The sequence below is a fragment of the Pseudomonas chlororaphis genome (assembly GCA_001023535.1).
GTDB lineage: Bacteria > Pseudomonadota > Gammaproteobacteria > Pseudomonadales > Pseudomonadaceae > Aquipseudomonas > Aquipseudomonas chlororaphis_E.
Map to the genome: position 1 here is coordinate 4,386,628 of CP011020.1, position 14,827 is coordinate 4,401,454.

14 protein-coding genes are annotated in these 14,827 nt (G+C 63.8%); 11 read left to right on the plus strand and 3 right to left on the minus strand.

The features are described from left to right. Positions 1-246 precede the first annotated feature (246 nt). Complete coding sequence (locus VM99_19220; protein AKK00097.1) at positions 247-726, minus strand: 50S ribosomal protein L21; 480 nt, start codon at positions 724-726, stop codon at positions 247-249. 45 nt (positions 727-771) lie between these two features. After that, on the minus strand, positions 772-1,350 hold the full coding sequence (locus tag VM99_19225) for a TetR family transcriptional regulator (protein ID AKK00098.1): 579 nt from the start codon (positions 1,348-1,350) through the stop codon (positions 772-774). Between the two features lie 122 nt (positions 1,351-1,472). Here VM99_19225 and pssA point away from each other — a divergent pair, with 122 nt between their 5' ends. The 11 genes from pssA (at position 1,473) to VM99_19280 (ending at position 13,283) form a co-directional block, all read left to right on the plus strand. Continuing rightward, on the plus strand, positions 1,473-2,816 hold the full coding sequence (pssA, locus tag VM99_19230; protein AKK00099.1) for a phosphatidylserine synthase: 1,344 nt from the start codon (positions 1,473-1,475) through the stop codon (positions 2,814-2,816). A gap of 11 nt (positions 2,817-2,827) precedes the next feature. Next, positions 2,828-3,844: an AraC family transcriptional regulator gene (locus VM99_19235; GenBank protein AKK01800.1), complete on the plus strand. Its 1,017-nt coding sequence runs from the start codon at positions 2,828-2,830 to the stop codon at positions 3,842-3,844. A gap of 168 nt (positions 3,845-4,012) precedes the next feature. Beyond that, positions 4,013-4,984, plus strand: coding sequence for a protein CapI (locus VM99_19240; protein ID AKK00100.1), 972 nt, complete (start codon positions 4,013-4,015; stop codon positions 4,982-4,984). Between the two features lie 33 nt (positions 4,985-5,017). Then, entirely contained in the window at positions 5,018-5,764 is a 747-nt protein-coding gene (locus VM99_19245; protein ID AKK00101.1) for a dolichol-phosphate mannosyltransferase, read from the plus strand. Between the two features lies 1 nt (position 5,765). After that, positions 5,766-6,059, plus strand: coding sequence for a Lipid A biosynthesis, N-terminal (locus VM99_19250; GenBank protein ID AKK00102.1), 294 nt, complete (start codon positions 5,766-5,768; stop codon positions 6,057-6,059). Positions 6,060-6,125: 66 nt separating this feature from the next. Further along, positions 6,126-7,592: a dolichyl-phosphate-mannose-protein mannosyltransferase gene (locus tag VM99_19255; protein AKK01801.1), complete on the plus strand. Its 1,467-nt coding sequence runs from the start codon at positions 6,126-6,128 to the stop codon at positions 7,590-7,592. Between the two features lie 124 nt (positions 7,593-7,716). Next, the gene (locus VM99_19260) at positions 7,717-9,381 is read left to right on the plus strand and encodes an AMP-binding protein (GenBank protein ID AKK00103.1); all 1,665 of its coding nucleotides are present in this window, start codon (positions 7,717-7,719) and stop codon (positions 9,379-9,381) included. Positions 9,382-9,397: 16 nt separating this feature from the next. Further along, on the plus strand, positions 9,398-10,159 hold the full coding sequence (locus VM99_19265) for a 3-hydroxy-2-methylbutyryl-CoA dehydrogenase (protein AKK00104.1): 762 nt from the start codon (positions 9,398-9,400) through the stop codon (positions 10,157-10,159). Between the two features lie 12 nt (positions 10,160-10,171). After that, positions 10,172-11,359 carry an acetyl-CoA acetyltransferase gene (locus VM99_19270; GenBank protein ID AKK00105.1) on the plus strand — a complete coding sequence of 396 codons (1,188 nt, stop codon included), beginning with the start codon at positions 10,172-10,174 and terminating at the stop codon, positions 11,357-11,359. 9 nt (positions 11,360-11,368) lie between these two features. Continuing rightward, on the plus strand, positions 11,369-12,496 hold the full coding sequence (locus VM99_19275) for an acyl-CoA dehydrogenase (GenBank protein ID AKK00106.1): 1,128 nt from the start codon (positions 11,369-11,371) through the stop codon (positions 12,494-12,496). A 13-nt stretch (positions 12,497-12,509) separates the two neighbouring features. Beyond that, positions 12,510-13,283 (plus strand): enoyl-CoA hydratase, encoded by a 774-nt coding sequence (locus tag VM99_19280; GenBank protein AKK00107.1) that lies wholly within the window; start codon positions 12,510-12,512, stop codon positions 13,281-13,283. A gap of 392 nt (positions 13,284-13,675) precedes the next feature. Here the strand turns inward: VM99_19280 and VM99_19285 are convergent, their stop codons facing one another. Continuing rightward, positions 13,676-14,827: an acyl-CoA dehydrogenase gene (locus tag VM99_19285; GenBank protein ID AKK00108.1), complete on the minus strand. Its 1,152-nt coding sequence runs from the start codon at positions 14,825-14,827 to the stop codon at positions 13,676-13,678.

Here is a 14,827-nt window from a genome sequence, read left to right on the forward strand (position 1 = left end):
CAGTCGGCAACACAGCGAAACGCTCTCCGAGGGGCAATGTGATGGCTGGCGCCACGATGGTCAACCCCGGCGAGCGTCCGGCTGTCTGGCTGGCGGGGAGTGGGGCGTGTGGGGGATGGCCCCTTCGCGGGCAAGCCCGCTCCCACACGGATGCTTGATGTTCAACCATCCCCTGTGGGAGCGGGCTTGCCCGCGAAAACGGCCTGGCAGCCAACCTGTTCGTGGCGGCTGCCGTCGATCCAGCCCTTACAACCCCAAGTCGGACAACCCCGGGTGATCGTCCGGGCGGCGGCCCAGGGGCCAGTGGAATTTGCGCTCGCTTTCCTTGATCGGCATGTCGTTGATGCAGGCAAAGCGGTTGGCCATCAACCCGTGCTCGTCGAATTCCCAGTTCTCATTGCCGTAGGAGCGGAACCAGTTGCCCGAGTCGTCGTGCCATTCGTAGGCGTAGCGCACGGCGATGCGGTTGTCGGTGAACGCCCAGAGTTCCTTGATCAGTCGGTAGTCCAGTTCCTTGGCCCACTTGCGGGTCAGGAAGGCCTTGGCTTCCTCGCGGTTATGGGCGAACTCGGCGCGGTTGCGCCATTGGGTGTCCAGCGTATAGGCCAGGGACACCCGCTGCGGATCGCGGGAATTCCAGCCGTCTTCGGCCAGGCGGACTTTCTCGATGGCCGATTCACGGGTGAAGGGCGGCAAAGGCGGGCGAACGTCGGAAGAGGCAGACATGGTAGATCTCCAATGGATAAATGAAGGGCACAGCGGTTCAACGGGTCATGCGTTTGATTCGTCCAGCTTCAGCAAGCTGCCCAGCATGTCCCGGGCCTGGTCGGCCGCGCCGTGATCGCCCATCACCAGCGCCACGGTGATGGCGCCGTCGATCAGGATCAGCAGTTGGCGAGCCAGCGCATCGGGGTTTTCGACACCTTGGTCGACACACAGCCGGGTGACGTAGTCGAGCAACTTCTGTTTGTGCAACTTCGCTAACTGGCGGACCGGATCCTCGGGATCGCCGGTCTCACCGCTGGTGTTGATGAACGCGCAACCGCGAAAGCCCTCGCTGTCGAACCAGCCCTTGAGAACGGTGAACAGGTTGAGCAAGCGCGCGGCGGGGGTCGGAGCCTTGTCGACCTCGCTGCTGAACCAGTGCATCCAGCGTTCATCGCGGCGCTTGAGGGCGGCCACGATCAGGTCGTCCTTATTGGCGAAGTAACGGTAGATACTTTTTCTCGAGACGCCGGCGGTTTTCACCAGAAGGTCCATGCCGGTGGCCGCGATGCCACTTTTATAGATCAACTTTTCGGCGACATCGAGAATGATGTCTCGTGTTTCACTGCTAGTAATTTCATTCATGTAATAGACAGTAGAACGATCGTTCTCCTTGGTCAAATGTTTTTTTCATGACGACGGGAAGACCCGAGCCGATCCATGGTGTAAGCTCATCCGTTCTTCGGAATCGACCTTTTGCGAGCCCTATGCCGTCGCTTTTCAAACGCTCCCTGCTGCCCAAGCTGCGCAGCTTTGCACTGACCGCCGAGGCGGTGACCATCCTCGATGGCGCTGCCCAGTTCCGCCGTTGCCTGCTGGAGAAAATCGCCCAGGCTACCCAGCGCATTTATATCGTCGCCCTGTACCTGCAACAGGACGAAGCCGGCCAGGAAATCCTCGATGCCCTGCATGCCGCCAAGGCGGCCCGTCCGGAACTGGACGTGGTCGTGGTGGTGGACTGGCTGCGGGCCCAGAGGGGCCTGATCGGCGCGAAGAAGCAGCCGGGCAACTCGGCGTGGTACCAGGAACAAACCCGCCTGCACGACAGCGAAGTGCCGATCTACGGCGTACCGGTGCAGACCCGCGAGCTGTTCGGCGTGCTGCACTTGAAGGGCTTCGTGATCGACGACTGCGTGCTCTACAGCGGGGCCAGCCTGAACAACGTCTACTTGCACAAGTTCGACAAGTATCGTTACGACCGCTACCACCTGCTGCACAACACCGCGCTGGCCGATTCCATGCATCACCTGGTGCAACATGGCCTGGTCACCTCCAGGGCGGTGCATCGCCTGGACTTGCCTAACCTGCCCAGCACCCGCAGCCTGCGCAAGGACATCGGCGATTTGCGCAGCCGGTTGAAATACGCGGCCTATGACACCACCGCCGGCAGCCTCGACAAGAGTGGCCTGTCGGTCAGTCCGTTGCTGGGCGTGGGCAAGAACAACCCGCTGAGCCGGGTCATCGGCGAGTTGATCGCCAGCAGCCGCCAGCAACTGACCATCTGCACGCCATACTTCAACCTGCCGCTGGCCGTGACCCGCGAGCTCAATCGCGCCCTGGCCCGCGGGGTCAAGATCGATATCATCGTCGGCGACAAGACCGCCAACGATTTCTATATCCCGCCCAGCGAACCGTTCAAGATCATCGCGGCGTTGCCCTACCTGTATGAAATCAGCTTGCGGCGCTTCGCCAAGCGCCATCAGCGCTACATCGACAGCGGCCAGTTGAACCTGCACCTGTGGCGCGATGGCGACAACACCTATCACCTCAAGGGCATGTGGGTCGACGAGCGCTACACCTTGTTGACCGGCAACAACCTCAACCCGCGCGCCTTTCGCCTGGACCTGGAAAACGCCCTGTTGTTGGACGATCCCAAGGGCGAGCTGCTGGAACCTCGTCGGACCGAGCTTGAGCAGATCTATCGCCACACGCGTCGGATCGAGCGCTTCCTGGACCTTGAAAGCCTGCCGGATTACCCGGCCGCCGTTGCCAAGTTCCTGAAGCGGGTCAGCCGGGTGCGGATAGAACGGCTGCTTTACCGGATCCTGTGAACAGCCGCGCCGTGTCTGAAAAAGACACCATCTCCATTCAATTGGTCCGCGAGGCGCTGCTGCAAAGCTGCGCCCCCGGTGCGGCCAGCGCCGAGGTGCTGAGCAAAGTCGGCATCGACCCGGCGCTGCTGGACGATCCTCAGGCGCGAGTGCCGGCCCATGCTTATGCGCGGCTCTGGCGCTTGCTGGCGCGGCGCCTGGATGACGAATTTTTCGGCATGGACCCGCGCAAGCTCAGGTCCGGCAGTCTGGCGTTTCTCTGCCAGTGCGCCATGGCCCAGCCGACGCTGGCGGCGGGGTTGACGGCCGGGCTGGGCTTTCTTTCGCTGATGCTCGAACACCTGCCGGCGCAGTGGGTGCGCCAGCAAAGCCTGGCGGAAATCGTCCTTTGCGAAGACGACCAGGCGCCGCAGCGGGCCTTTACCTATTTCACCTATTGGATGATCGTCCATGGCGTGGCCTGCTGGTTGGCGGGGCGCCGCATTCCGATTCTTTCCGTCGAACTGCGCTGCCCGGCGCCGGACTTCTGCGACGACTACCGGGTGATGTTTTCCCAGAACCTGCGCTTCGACCGGCCGCGCACGCGAATGATCTTCGCCGCCGAGTGCCTGGACTTGCCCATCCGACGCAGCCCCGAGGAACTCAAGCGGTTCCTGGCCCACGCCCCGGCCAATATCCTGGTCAAGTACCGCGACCCGCAGAGCCTGGCCAGCCGCATCCGCCACGACCTGCGGCAACTGCCCGCCGAACAGTGGCCGGAAACCGAAACCCTGGCCCAGCAGTTGTGCGTCTCGGCGTCCACCCTGCGTCGCCGCCTGGCAGAGGAGGGCCAGACGTATCAAGGCCTCAAGGACAGCGTGCGTCGAGAGTTGGCAATCGCCTGGCTGGCCGAGCCCGCCATCAGCTTCGTCGAGATCGCCACGCGCCTGGGCTTTGCCGACGCCAGTTCCTTCTACAAGGCGTTTCGCAAGTGGTCCGGGTCCAACCCTGGGCATTACCGGAGCCTGATTCTCAACGATGCCCACTGACCCGACCGGGTCGGCGCTCATAAATCTGTCACGTCTGCTTGCTATAAGCCTCGGTATAGAAAAAACAGGCCATCGAGCAGAGTAGTGAATGGAAATGACCGTTGTGGGTAACGATTGTGTCGGTTTGCGGGAACATGCATTGGCCGGGATCGCGTTAAGGCGCGCCCGATGAAAATCCTGGTCACCGGTGTCGCCGGTTTCATCGGGTTCCATACCGCCAGGCGGCTATGCCGCGATGGCCATCAAGTCATTGGCATCGACAACCTCAACAGCTACTACAGCGTCGAGCTGAAACACGCCCGGCTCGCGCAGTTGGCCACGTGCAGTCAATTCCAGTTCCAGCGGATGGACGTGGCGGACAAGCCGGCGTTGCTAGATCTGTTCGCCCGGCATGCGTTCGACCATGTCGTCCACCTGGCCGCCCAGGCGGGGGTGCGCTATTCCATCGACCATCCCGACGTCTACGCGCAAAGCAACCTGGTGGGTTTCCTCAATGTGTTGGAAGCCTGTCGGGCCCATAGGCCGGCGCACCTGGTGTTCGCTTCGAGCAGCTCGGTCTATGGCTTGAATGATCGCCTGCCTTACAGCACGGATGACCCCGTCGACCAGCCGGTGTCCTTTTACGCGGCCACCAAGCGCGCCAACGAACTGATGGCCCACGCGTACTCGCACCTGTACGGCATTCCCACCACCGGCCTGCGCTTCTTTACCGTGTACGGGCCATGGGGACGCCCCGACATGGCGCCGTTCAAATTCACCGAGGCGATCCTGGGTGGCCGGCCTCTGGAGGTCTACAACGACGGCGCCATGTCGCGGGATTTCACCTACATTGACGACATCGTGGAGGCCCTTGTGCGGCTGTTGCCGTTGCCACCGGCCGAGGCGGGCACGGTGCGCAACAAGGTCTACAACATCGGGTTTGGCGCGCCGGTCCAGTTGCTGCAGTTCATCGAATGCCTGGAAGAGTCCCTGGGCATTCGTGCGATCAAGCATGGCATGCCGTTGCAGGCAGGCGACGTGGTCAACACCTGGGCGGACACCCGCGAGCTGGAAGCGCGCGTGGGCTTCCGGCCGCAGGTTGCGGTGCCTGTGGGCGTGCAGGCGTTCGTTGACTGGTACCGCGGCTATTACGGCGTCTAACCCCTTCCTTTTCCATCCTCTAGCGGGAGCGTCATGCAGCAAGATCCCTATGTGTCGGTCCTGATTCCGGCGAAGAACGAAGCAGGCAACCTCATTCCGTTGCTCGAAGAGGTGCGTGCCGCATTAGCCGATGAAGCCTTCGAGGTCATCGTGGTGGACGACGGCAGCACCGACGCCACCGCCGCGCAATTGCGCACGCTGCACAACAGCGGCGACTACCCGCAATTGCGCGTGCTCACCCATGCCCGTTCCCTGGGGCAAAGCACGTCGATCCATCACGCTGCTGAGGTGGCGCGTGGGCATTGGTTGGCTACCCTCGACGGTGATGGCCAGAACGATCCGGCGGACCTGCCCGGGATGATTGAGCTGGTGCGCGGCTCCGAAGGCCAGCCAGGCGGCGTCAAGCTGGTGGCCGGGCACCGGGTCAACCGCCGCGACACGGCGAGCAAGCGCTGGGCGTCGCGATTTGCCAACAAGTTGCGCGCCGGCCTGCTGAAAGACCAGACGCCCGACACCGGTTGCGGCATCAAGTTGATGGAGCGCCAGGCGTTTCTGCGCCTGCCGTACTTCGACCACATGCACCGTTTCATTCCTGCGCTGATCCGCCGCCACAACGGCCGAATGCTGGTGCAGCCGGTCAACCACCGTGAGCGCGGGGCCGGGGTTTCCAACTACGGCAACCTCGACCGCGCCCTGGTGGGCATCCTCGATCTGTTTGGGGTGTGGTGGCTGATAAAGCGCACGCGGCTGGACGTCAACGCACACGAAACCGAGGTCTGAAATGGGCAGAGAATCGATATGGCTGGCGGTTGGCTTCGGCGGCCAGTTGGCCTTCACCGGGCGTTTCGCCCTGCAGTGGCTCTACAGCGAGTACAAAAAGCGCAGCCTGATCCCCGTAGGGTTCTGGTACTTGAGCATCGTCGGCAGTGCACTGTTGCTGGCCTATGCCATCTACCGTCAGGATCCGGTCTTCATCGTCGGCCAGTCGTTTGGCTTCGTGGTGTACCTGCGCAACTTGCAGTTGATCGCCAAGCAGGCCGGGCAGGCCAACCATGAATTGGATCAAAAGGGCTGACCGGTGCGGATACGCTTGGCTTCTTCGCGGTGGGAGCTGCTGGCCCTGGTGTTGCTGGCACTGGTGATGGTGGGCGCCGGTCTCGGTTGGCGCCAACCGATGAACGTCGACGAGGAGCGTTTCCTCGGCGTGGCCCTGGAAATGCTGCAGAACGGATCGTGGTTCATTCCCCACCGCGCCGGTGAGATCTACGCAGACAAACCGCCGCTGTTCATGTGGACGGTGGCGCTCTTCGTGCAGCTCACCCATCTGCCGAAAGTCGCGCTGTACCTGCCGGCGCTGATGGCGAGCGCCGTGACCACGGCGTGCCTGTATGACCTGGGGCGCCGGCTGTGGGGGCGGCGTATCGGGGTGATCGCCGCACTGTTGTTCCTGGCGACCTACCAGACCTACAGCATTTTGCGCACCGGGCAAATCGACGGCTTCCTCGCGCTCTGGACCATCCTCGGGATCTATGGCCTGTGCCGGCACCTATTGCTGGGGCCCGCCTGGCGCTGGTATTACGTGGCCTGCGCGGCGATGGGGCTGGGCATCATCAGCAAGGGTGTGGGCTTTCTGCCGGCGTTGATGCTGCTTCCCTATGCTTATGCGGTGCGTAAAGGTTGGAAAGGCGTGGTGCCGATGCCCGGCAAGGCCGGGGCATGGTGGTTGGGCTTGCTGGTGGCGCTGGCCGCCATTGCGCTGTGGCTGGGGCCGTTGCTGCTGATCGTGGGGCAGGGCGGCGCCGACAGCCTGGCGTACATTCAGGAAATCCTGTTCAAGCAGACGGCCGGCCGTTACGCCAACGCCTGGGAGCATCGCGAACCCTTCTGGTATTTCTTCGTCCACGTGATTCCGAAGTACTGGCTGCCGCTGGTCTTCATGCTGCCCTGGCTGGTGCCGGCCTGGCGCAAACAGTTGCGCAAGCACGATGGGCGGGTGTTGGTGCTGCTGGGCTGGGTGCTGCTGGTGTTGCTGTTTTTCAGCCTGAGCAGCGGCAAGCGCAAGCTGTACATCTTCCCGGCGTTGCCGGCCCTGGTGTTGATCGCCGCGCCGTTGGTCCCGTGGATGCTGCGCCGTTGGTTCCGCCAGCGCCCCAAGGGCCGGTGGGTCTTCACGGCATTGACGGTGTTCTGGCTGTGCGCCTGGTTTGCCCGTGGTTTCATCGAGCCCCACAAAGAAGGCCTCAACCCTCACGAAACCCTCATGCGCGATGTGGCGCAACTGACCGGCGGCGCCGAGCTGGCCCTGGTCGGTTGGCGCGAGGGGCATTGGTTGTTCGCCCGGCAGCCGGTGGTGCATTTCGGTTTCTACAACCGTCATTCGCTGGAACATTCCGCCCAGTGGCTGCGCAGCCACCCGCAGGCTTTCGTCCTGGTGCCTGGCAAGGAAATGGCCCGCTGCTACGACCCGCAGAAAGCCCGTCGCGTGGGCGGTACCTCCAGGGCCGAATGGTTCCTGGTGGGGGCCGAGGCCGACAACCACCACTGCCAGGTGGCCGAATTGGACAAGGTGTATGCCTTTGTGTGGGAGCGGCCTCTGTCCCCACCCTGAACCATGGCCAAAGCAGTCAAGCAACTTGATGGCTTTGACCATTGCCGCCTCCGCCCATCGGCGCGAGTATTTCCCTGCTGTCTACGGCTCCCCAACCAATAAAAAGTACAGAGGGATTCTGCTCATGCGCGATTACTCGTCGGCCATTTCCCAATTCGACTACCCAGGCACCGTCAACGCCGCCCTGCATGGCTCGCTCGAGGCACTCAACGCCTGTGTCGAATGTTGCGACCGGCATGCGTTGCCGGGGCACATCGCATTGTTCTGGGAGGGGCGTGATGGCCGCGAGGCGACCTGGACGTTCCGCGACTTGCAGGACCAGGCCGCACGCTTCGCCAATTTCCTGCTGGCCCAAGGGGTAGGCAAGGGCGACAAAGTGGCCGGCCTGTTGCCGCGCACCGCCGAGTTGCTGATCGTGGTGCTCGCCACCTGGCGCATCGGGGCGGTGTACCAGCCGCTGTTCACCGCGTTCGGGCCCAAGGCCATCGAGCATCGCCTCGGCAGTTCCGGTGCGCGCCTGGTGGTCACCGACGCGGTCAACCGACCGAAACTCGCCGAAGTCGCCGGTTGCCCCACCGTGGTCACGGTCGGCGGTGAACAGGGCCGAGGCATCGTGCGCGGCGACTACAGTTTCTGGGCCGAAGTGACGAACCATTCCAACCAGTGCGAACCGGTGATGCTCACCGGCGAAGATCCGTTCCTGCTGATGTTCACCTCCGGCACCACCGGGCCTGCGAAGGCGCTGTCGGTGCCGCTCAAGGCCATCGTGGCGTTCCAGAGCTACACCCGTGACGCGGTGGACCTGCGCCCCGAAGACGCCTTCTGGAACCTAGCCGACCCGGGCTGGGCCTACGGCATCTACTTTGGCGTGACCGGTCCCCTGGCGATGGGGCACCCGATCACCTTCTACGATGGCCCGTTCACCCTGGAAAGCACCTGCCGGGTGATCAACAAGTACGGCATCACCAACCTCACGGGGTCACCCACGGCCTATCGCATGCTGATCGCCGGGGGTGAGCAGTTCGCCCGGTCGATCAAGGGCAAGCTGCGCATTGTCAGTAGCGCCGGCGAGCCGTTGAACCCGGAAGTGATCCGCTGGTTCGCCGATCACCTGGGCGTGGTCATCCACGACCATTACGGGCAGACCGAACTGGGCATGGTGCTGTGCAACCACCACGGGCTCGAACATCCGGTGCACCTGGGGGCCGCGGGCTTCGCCTCGCCGGGCCACCGGATCGTGGTGCTGGATGACCAGCATCAGGAGCTGGGCGTCGGCCAGCCGGGGATCCTCGCCGTGGATCGCAGCCAGTCGCCCATGTGCTGGTTTGCCGGTTACCAGGGCGGGCCGACCAAGGCGTTCGTGGGTGATTATTACCTGAGCGGCGATACCGTCGAGCTGAACCCGGACGGCAGCATCAGTTTCGTCGGGCGCAGCGATGACGTGATCACCACCTCTGGCTACCGCGTCGGCCCGTTCGATGTGGAAAGCGCCCTGATCGAACACCCGGCGGTGGTCGAGGCCGCAGTGGTCGGCAAGCCTGACCTGGAGCGTACCGAGTTGGTGAAGGCGTTCGTCGTGCTCAATGCCCAATACCGCGCCGCCCCGGCGTTGGCCGAGGAACTGCGCCAACACGTGCGCAAGCGCCTGGCTGCCCATGCGTATCCCCGTGAAATCGAATTTGTCAGTGACTTGCCGAAAACCCCAAGCGGCAAGTTGCAGCGCTTTATCTTGCGCAACCAGGAAATCGCCAAGGCCCAAGAAGCCGCGGCGCAGAACGTTTCAGCTTGAACCCAAGGAAACCATGATGCAGATCGACAGCAAGATTTTCCTCGTCAGCGGCGGTGCGTCCGGCCTCGGTGCGGCCACTGGCGAGATGCTGGTCAAGGCCGGCGCCCAGGTGATGCTGGTGGACCTCAACGCCGACGCCGTGGCGGCCCAGGCGCAGAAACTGGGTTGCCACAGCGTGGTGGCGGACATCAGCGACGAAGCGGCGGCGCAAGCCGCGGTCAAGGCCACGGTCGATGCCTTTGGTGGCCTCAATGGCCTGGTGAATTGCGCGGGCATCGTGCGAGGCGAGAAGATCCTGGGCAAACACGGCCCCCACGGGTTGGCCAGCTTCAGCCAGGTGATCAACGTCAACCTGATCGGCAGCTTCAACCTGTTGCGACTGGCGGCCGCGGCCATCGCCGAAACCGAGGCAAACGCCGACGGTGAACGCGGGGTGATCATCAACACGGCGTCAGTGGCGGCGTTCGACGGCCAGATCGGCCAGGCGGCCTATGCGGCGTCCAAGGGCGCCATCGCCAGCCTGACCCTGCCGGCCGCCCGGGAGCTGGCGCGCTTCGGCATCCGGGTGATGACCATCGCCCCGGGCATTTTCGAAACCCCGATGATGGCCGGCATGACCCCTGAGGTGCGCGACTCGCTGGCCGCCGGCGTGCCATTCCCGGCACGCCTGGGCAAACCGGACGAGTACGCGGCGCTGGTGCGGCATATCATTGAAAACAGCATGCTCAACGGCGAGGTGATCCGTCTCGACGGTGCCTTGCGCATGGCCGCCAAATAAGGAGCACTTGTCATGTCCAACGATCCGATTGTCATCGTCAGCGCCGTCCGCACCCCCATGGGCGGTTTCCAGGGCGAACTCAAGAGCCTCAGCGCCCCGCAATTGGGCGCGGCGGCCATCAAGGCCGCGGTGGAGCGCGCCGGTATTGCGGCCGACAGCGTGGAAGAAGTGCTGTTCGGCTGCGTGCTGGCGGCCGGCCTCGGCCAGGCCCCGGCGCGCCAGGCCGCGCTGGGTGCCGGGCTCGACAAGTCGACCCGTTGCACCACCCTGAACAAGATGTGCGGCTCGGGCATGGAGGCGACGATCCTGGCCCACGACATGCTCGTTGCCGGCAGCGCCGACGTGGTCGTGGCCGGCGGCATGGAAAGCATGTCCAACGCGCCTTACCTGCTCGACCGTGCCCGCAGCGGGTATCGGATGGGCCACGGCAAGGTGCTCGACCACATGTTCCTCGACGGCCTGGAAGACGCCTACGACAAGGACCGCCTGATGGGCACCTTCGCCGAGGATTGCGCCGAAGCCAACGGTTTCAGCCGCGAAGCCCAGGACGCCTTCGCCATTGCCTCCACTACCCGGGCCCAGCAGGCGATCAAGGACGGCCGCTTCGATGCCGAGATCGTGCCGCTGCAGGTCATGGTCGGCAAGGAGCAGGTGACGGTGCGCCACGACGAGCAACCACCCAAGGCGCGAATCGACAAGATCGCCTCGCTCAAGCCGGCGTTCCGTGACGGCGGTACGGTGACGGCGGCCAATGCCAGTTCGATTTCCGACGGGGCCGCCGCCCTGGTGCTGATGCGCCAGAGCCAGGCGACCCAGCGTGGCTTGAAGCCCCTGGCGGTGATTCACGGCCATGCGGCGTTCGCCGACACCCCGAGTCTGTTCCCGACCGCTCCCGTTGGCGCGGTGAAGAAACTGCTGAAGAAGACCGGCTGGTCCGTGGCTGACATCGACCTGTTCGAGGTCAACGAAGCCTTCGCCGTGGTGGGCCTGGTGACCATGGGCAAGCTGGAAATCCCCCATGACAAGGTCAACGTCCATGGCGGTGCCTGCGCGTTGGGTCATCCCATTGGTGCGTCCGGGGCGCGAATCCTGGTTACTCTGCTGTCGGCCTTGCGCCACAAGGGCCTCAAGCGCGGCGTCGCGGCAATTTGCATCGGCGGCGGCGAAGCCACGGCCATGGCTGTCGAATGCCTGTATTGAGGAACCACCATGCTCCCGACTGAAGAACAGACACACATCAGCAACGCCGCCCGGCAATTTGCCCAGGAGCGTTTGAAACCGTTCGCGGCCGAGTGGGACCGCGAGCACCGCTTTCCCAAGGAAGCCATCGGTGAAATGGCCGAGCTGGGCTTCTTCGGCATGCTCGTGCCGGAGCAGTGGGGCGGTTGCGACACCGGCTACCTGGCCTACGCCATGGCCTTGGAAGAAATCGCTGCCGGTGACGGGGCGTGCTCGACGATCATGAGCGTGCACAACTCGGTGGGCTGCGTGCCGATCCTGACCTTCGGCAACGACGAGCAGAAGGCCCGGTTCCTCACGCCGCTGGCCAGCGGGGCGATGCTGGGCGCGTTCGCCCTGACCGAACCCCAGGCCGGTTCGGACGCCAGCAGCCTGAAGACCCGGGCGCGGCTGGACGGGGATCATTACGTACTCAATGGCTGCAAGCAGTTCATCACTTCCGGGCAGAACGCCGGGGTGGTGATCGTGTTTGCGGTGACGGATCCGGCGGCTGGCAAACGCGGCATCAGTGCGTTCATCGTGCCCACCGATTCGCCGGGCTACACCGTGGCGCGGGTCGAGGACAAGCTCGGCCAGCACGCCTCGGACACCTGCCAGATCCTCTTCGAGGACGTGAAGGTGCCGGTGGCCAATCGGCTGGGTGAGGAGGGCGAAGGCTACAGGATCGCCTTGGCGAACCTGGAAGGTGGCCGGGTCGGCATTGCCGCGCAGTCGGTGGGCATGGCCCGCGCCGCGTTCGAGGCGGCCCGGGACTATGCCCGGGAGCGGGAAAGCTTCGGCAAGGCCCTCATCGAGCATCAGGCCGTGGCGTTCCGCCTGGCCGACATGGCGACCCAGATCGCCGTGGCCCGGCAGATGGTGCACTACGCCGCCGCGCTGCGGGACAACGGCCAGCCGGCGCTGGTGGAGGCCTCCATGGCGAAGCTCTTCGCCTCGGAAATGGCCGAAAAAGTCTGCTCGATGGCATTGCAAACCCTGGGCGGTTACGGTTACCTCAACGACTTCCCGCTGGAGCGCATCTACCGCGACGTGCGCGTCTGCCAGATCTACGAAGGCACCAGCGACATCCAGCGCATGGTCATTTCGCGCAATCTTTGAACAGGAGTGCTGCATGAGCTACGAAACGATTCTATTGGAGATCAAGGACCGCGTCGGCCTGATCACCCTCAACCGTCCCCAGGCATTGAACGCCCTGAACGCCCAGATCGTCAGCGAATTGAACCAGGCACTGGACAGCCTGGAGGCCGATCTGAAGATTGGTTGCATCGTGCTGACCGGCTCGAAGAAGGCCTTTGCCGCCGGTGCTGACATCAAGGAAATGGCTGAGCTGACCTATCCGCAGATCTACCTGGATGATTTGTTCAGCGACAGCGATCGGGTGGCCAACCGGCGCAAGCCGATCATTGCGGCGGTGAACGGCTTTGCCTTGGGCGGTGGTTGCGAACTGGCGTTGATGTGCGACTTCATCCTGGCCGGTGACAACGCCAAGTTCGGCCAGCCGGAAATCAACCTCGGCGTGCTCCCGGGCATGGGCGGCACCCAGCGCCTGACCCGTGCGGTGGGCAAGGCCAAGGCCATGGAAATGTGCCTGACCGGGCGCTTTATCGACGCGGTGGAAGCCGAGCGTTGCGGCATCGTGGCGCGGATCGTACCGGCCGATGAGCTGCTGGATGATGCGCTGAAGACGGCGGCGTTGATTGCGTCCAAGTCGGTGCCGATCAGCATGATGGTCAAGGAAAGCGTCAACCGCGCCTTCGAAGTCAGTCTGTCCGAGGGTGTGCGCTTCGAGCGCCGGGTGTTCCACGCCGCATTCGCGACGCAGGATCAGAAGGAAGGCATGGCGGCATTCGTGGCGAAACGGGCGGCGGAGTTCCAGAACAAGTAACCTGACGCCGTCACTGGCGCCATCGCGAGCAAGCTCGCTCCCACAGGGGATTTGGGGTGTATGCAACCTTTGTGTACGCCACCGGACCCTGTGGGAGCGGGCTTGCCCGCGAAGACGCCGGCACACCCAGCATAGAAGTGACTGACCTAACGCTTTCGCGAGCAAGCCCGCTCCCACACTGGATCTCAGGTGTACGCAGCCTTTGTGTACGCCACTGGACCCTGTGGGAGCGGGCTTGCCCGCGAAGACACCGGTACACCCAGCATAGAAGTGACTGACCTAACGCTTTCGCGAGCAAGCCCGCTCCCACACTGGATCTCAGGTGTACGCAGCCTTTGTGTACGCCCTCGGACTCTGTGGGAGCGAGCTTGCTCGCGATGCTTTTTAAGCCATCACACCAGGTAGTGTTTCAATTCCCGGGCAATCACCATCCGCTGTATCTCGCTCGACCCTTCATAGATCTGGGTAATCCGCGCATCGCGGTAGTAGCGTTCCACCGGGTAGTCCTCCAGATAACCGTACCCGCCATGGATCTGGATGGCCGAGGAGCAGACTTTCTCGGCGATTTCGGAAGCGAACAGCTTGGCCTGAGAGGCTTCCGACAGGCAGGGTTTGCCAGCGCTGCGCAGGCGGGCGGCATGGAGGATGAGCAGGCGGGCGGCGTTCAGGCGGGTGTGCATGTCGGCCAGCAGGTTGGCGACGCTTTGGTGTTCACCGATCGGCTTGTCGAATTGCACCCGGTCACGCGAGTAGGCCAGCGCCGCTTCGAATGCGGCGCGGGCGATGCCCAGGGCCTGCGCGGCAATGCCGATGCGGCCGCCTTCGAGGTTGGAGAGGGCGATGGCCAGGCCTTTGCCACGTGCGCCCAACAGGTTCGCCTCAGGGATCGCGCAGTTGCTCAAGGTCACCGCGCAGGTGTCCGAGGCACGGATGCCCATCTTGTGCTCGGTGCGGTCGACGATGAACCCCGGGGTATCGGTGGGCACCAGGAACGCCGAGATGCCTTTCTTGCCCAGGTCCGGGTCGGTCACGGCGAAGACGATCGCCAGTTTTGCCCGCTTGCCATTGCTGACGAATTGCTTGGCGCCGTTGATGATCCACTGGCCGTCGCGCAGTTCGGCGCGGGTGCGCAGGTTGTGGGCTTCGGAGCCGGCCTGGGGTTCGGTCAGGCAGAAGCAGCCAATGGCCTGGCCGCTGGCAAGGTCGGCCAGCCACGTCTGTTTCTGGGCCTCGGTGCCGAAGTTCAGGACCGGGCCGCAGCCCACCGAGTTATGGATGCTCATCAGTGCGCCGGTGGCGCCATCGCCGGCGGAGATCTCTTCCACCGCCAGAGCATAGGCCACGTAGTCGACATAAGTGCCGCCCCATTCTTCCGGCACCACCATGCCAAGCAGGCCCAGTTCGCCCATCTTCGCCACCAGGGCGTCGTCGATCCATCCGGCCTTTTCCCAGGCCTGGGCATGGGGGGCGATTTCGCCACGGGCGAAGTCCCGGGCCATGTCGCGGATCATCACTTGTTCTTCGGTCAGTTCGAGGTCGTGCAT